This is a genomic window from Candidatus Eremiobacteraceae bacterium (assembly GCA_035295225.1).
Taxonomy (GTDB): domain Bacteria; phylum Vulcanimicrobiota; class Vulcanimicrobiia; order Eremiobacterales; family Eremiobacteraceae; genus JABCYQ01.
The window spans coordinates 1-3271 of the sequence record DATGJI010000010.1 but is presented as its reverse complement, the minus strand read 5'-3'; the positions used below and the strand labels follow the sequence as shown (position 1 = coordinate 3271).

Below are 3271 nucleotides of genomic sequence, written 5' to 3'. Positions count from 1 at the left end.
ATGCAGGTCACGGACTTCCAGGATTTTGTCGGGCATTCGATCCTTCCAAGAGATGCGTTAGCCGCCGGACTGACGTGGCGGCGCTATCCTTATTGTACCCGGCCCGTGCCGAGATAGTCAAGATAATGCTTGAAAATCTATGCTACTTTGCGTTATAATACGCTTCAGGAATCATCGGAACCGGCACATGAGAGAAGCGAGCTTTTTCCAAACCACCCGCGGCCGCATCGTGCAGTCGCTCAAACGCTATCGGACCCGCACCGCGGCCCAGCTCGCAAGCGAGCAAGGGGTGAGTGCGAACGCGATCCGCCAGCACCTCGCGCATTTGGAGGGCGACGGTCTCGTTTCCGGGCGCAGCGAGCGCCTGGGCCGGACAAAGCCGACATACGTCTATTCGCTGACCGCCGAGGGAGAGCGGCTCTTCCCGCAACGCTATCCGCTGCTGCTCAATGCGGTGCTCGACCAACTGCAACGCGACAGCGGCCCCGAAGCGCTGCGCGATCTCTTCCGCGCCATCGGCCGGCGTTCGGCTCAGCGCCACGCCAAGCGCTTCGACGGCAAAGATAGAGACGCCCAAGTGGCAGAGCTGGTGGAGTTCTTGCGCGAGCGGGGCGTGATGGCAGAGGGTGCCAAGACCGCCGATGGGTACATCTTGCGCGAATACAATTGTCCGTTTCGCGACGCGGTTGCGACCCATCCGGAAGTGTGTTCGGTCGTGCACGGCTTGATGCAAGAGGTCCTGCACGAGCCCGCCCGCCAAACGCGCTCGCTGGCGCGCGGCGACGACCGCTGCGAATTCGACCTTCCCTTGTCCGCGGACCGGTCCGCGGCAAAGACGCCGGTGCTAGCCGGAGAGGTGTAAATGGATTTCCCGAAATTCCAAGATCTCGTGACCAAGCGCCAGGGGTTTGCGCAAATGGAAAACCCGACCGCGACGGGCGAATATTTCTCCGACTCGTGCGGCGACATGTACACGTTCTATCTGCGCGTCGGTGACGGCGAGAAGATCGAAGACATCAGCTACTTCACGACCGGGTGCGGCTTCGGCGTCGCGACCTGCGCCATCGTCACCGAGCTGGTCAAGGGCAAGACGGTATCCGAAGCCGAGCAGCTCACGACCGATCAGGTCGAGGCCTACCTGGGCGGGTATCCCGAGAGAAAGAAAGACTATCCTGAGAGAGTGCTTGAGGCGCTGCGGATCACCATCGGGAACTATCGTGCGGCGACCACGCCGACAAGCGCGGCGGAGAGCTTCGCCAAGATTCACTGACTTTTAACGTCGCTGCATAACAATAGCCATCGAGGATTCGTTTCCTAAGAGAAGGCGCTGGGCGACTGCGGTTGCCCCGTCTCGTGCTCGTGGGCGCAATCCGTTAAGGACATTGCGCACACGCGGCATCCGTTAATTGTCGCAATCTCTGAAACGCTTCTAAGCTTGCGGTGGTAAGAACCAAGAGAGAACGGTCAGGACCGAACCGTCGCGCAACCCGCGGCGTATACAGCGCAAGAGGTGCGGTTCATCGTTAGGGTAGGGAAAGGCCGGTCGGTGACCGGCGAATGCAATGAAATCGAACACAACCTTTCTGCGGCGCCCCGGACAAACGGTCAGCGCTGCAGGCGACACGATCACGGTAGGCGACCGTCTCGACGCATCGTGCGCTAAGCAATTCTCGCGTGCAGTGGGCCGTCTGGCCGATCACCGCACGCCGTTTGTCATCATCGATCTCAGCGCCACCAAAGCAGTCGACTCGTCCGGTTTCGGCGCGCTGATCAGCAGCTTCCGCAAACTGGCGGACGTCGGCGCAGCGGCTGTCGTCGTCTGTCCGAACCGCACCGTCCGGCGGCTGTTCGACTTCGCCGGCGTCGGCCGCATGATCGGCATCGTCGAGCGCTTGACCCAAGCGCGCCGGCTTGCGCCCGCGAACGCGCTGGCATCTTAGCCATGGGCATCCGCGTTTTCAAATCGCTCGAGGAGGCGCTCTCCGCCGGCTTCGTCGTGTTCGATCGGATCCCGGACGGCTATCTCGTCCGCAAGAGCACCGGCACGCAATTCGCACTCGCGATCGTCAAACTCGAGCGCGACGGCGACCAACGCCCCAACGAGCGCGCCGCAGCCGAGCGCGTGGAGAAAGCGACCGCGAACCGCTAGTCGAGCAGCGTGAGGAAGCGGGCCACGATGGCGGGATCGAACTGCGTGCCCGCATTGGCCTGCAGTTCGCGTCGCGCGGCGGCATCGCTGAGTGCCGGCCGATGGGGTCGGTCGCTCGTCATCGCAGCATAGGCCTCGAGCACCGCGAGCGTGCGCGCCAGCGGCGGGATCTGCTCGCCGTGCAAACCGCCCGGATAGCCCGATCCGTCAAAGCGCTCGTGATGGCGCAAGATCGTTTGCGCGATGTCCTCGCAGCCGGGCATGACCGCGATGATGTCATGGCCGATCTGCGGATGGCGTTTGATGAATTCGAGGTCGTCTTTTTCGAGCTTTCCCGGTTTGCTCAAGATGACCGCCGGCACCGCGAGCTCGCCAAGATCGGAAAGCGTCGCGGCGACCAGTAAGGTTTGTCTCGACTGTTCGTCGAGATGCGCGGCAGCGGCGTAGCGCGCGGCCAGCCGGTTGATCTTGATGAGGTGCTCGCGCTTGATGACGCCGGCGTTCGCCAGCACCGCGACGAAGCCGCTGAACCTGCGGAAATCCCCTTCGAGCATACTCAAGAGCTCGCCCGTGCTCGTGCTTTGCAGCGTTCCGCCGCGCTTAGCCGCATAGAGCGCCGCGTCTGCGACGCCGAGCAGTTCTTCGTGCCGCTCGCAGTCGTCGGGATACACCGCCACGCCAATCGACAGCCGGATGGGGACGCTTTGCTTGGCATCGATGTGGAAGGGTTCGCGCCCGACCTCTTGCATGAGCCGCTCTTTGAACACGTCGGCGGCGGCCCGGTCCGTATCCGGCAAGATCGCGCAGAACTCGTCGCCGCCGTAGCGGCCGATCACATCGGTCGCGCGTGCCACCCGGCGCAGCATCTCCGCGACGTCTTTGAGCACCCGATCGCCCACCTGGTGACCGTACGTGTCGTTGAACGCCTTGAACTTGTCGATGTCCATCATCAACAAAGAGAGCGGCGTCTTGGAACGGCGCGCGCGCTTGAGCTCGTAGTGCAGGCGCTCCTGGACCGAGCGTTGGTGCGGTAGGCCGGTCAGCGCATCGTGATCGGCCAGCAGCTTGGCTTGTTCGTACAGTTTCGCGTTCTGCACGGCGACGGCTGATTGTTCTGCGATC

Annotated in this window: 5 protein-coding genes; 4 read left to right on the top strand and 1 reads right to left on the bottom strand. The window is 62.9% G+C overall.

What is annotated here, in order from left to right:
- Positions 1 to 187: 187 nt before the first annotated feature.
- From VKT51_01390 to VKT51_01375, 4 genes are all read left to right on the top strand, one after another.
- Complete coding sequence (locus tag VKT51_01390; protein ID HLJ82813.1) at positions 188 to 862, top strand: helix-turn-helix domain-containing protein; 675 nt, start codon at positions 188 to 190, stop codon at positions 860 to 862.
- A complete protein-coding gene (locus VKT51_01385) occupies positions 863 to 1270 on the top strand; it encodes an iron-sulfur cluster assembly scaffold protein (protein ID HLJ82812.1) in 408 nt (135 codons plus the stop codon).
- 292 nt (positions 1271 to 1562) lie between these two features.
- Positions 1563 to 1940: an STAS domain-containing protein gene (locus VKT51_01380; protein ID HLJ82811.1), complete on the top strand. Its 378-nt coding sequence runs from the start codon at positions 1563 to 1565 to the stop codon at positions 1938 to 1940.
- A gap of 2 nt (positions 1941 to 1942) precedes the next feature.
- A complete protein-coding gene (locus tag VKT51_01375) occupies positions 1943 to 2149 on the top strand; it encodes a hypothetical protein (GenBank protein HLJ82810.1) in 207 nt (68 codons plus the stop codon).
- Here VKT51_01375 and VKT51_01370 read toward each other — a convergent pair.
- Positions 2146 to 3271: diguanylate cyclase (locus VKT51_01370; protein ID HLJ82809.1), on the bottom strand; the 1126-nt coding region annotated here is incomplete at its 5' end. The genes VKT51_01375 and VKT51_01370 overlap by 4 nt on opposite strands.

Bases quoted from the DNA above. Each gene is read 5' to 3' on its own strand.
- VKT51_01390 (HLJ82813.1), top strand. From the start codon at position 188: ATGAGAGAAGCGAGCTTTTTCCAAACCACCCGCGGCCGCATCGTGCAG.
- VKT51_01385 (HLJ82812.1), top strand. From the start codon at position 863: ATGGATTTCCCGAAATTCCAAGATCTCGTGACCAAGCGCCAGGGGTTT.
- VKT51_01380 (HLJ82811.1), top strand. From the start codon at position 1,563: ATGAAATCGAACACAACCTTTCTGCGGCGCCCCGGACAAACGGTCAGC.
- VKT51_01375 (HLJ82810.1), top strand. From the start codon at position 1,943: ATGGGCATCCGCGTTTTCAAATCGCTCGAGGAGGCGCTCTCCGCCGGC.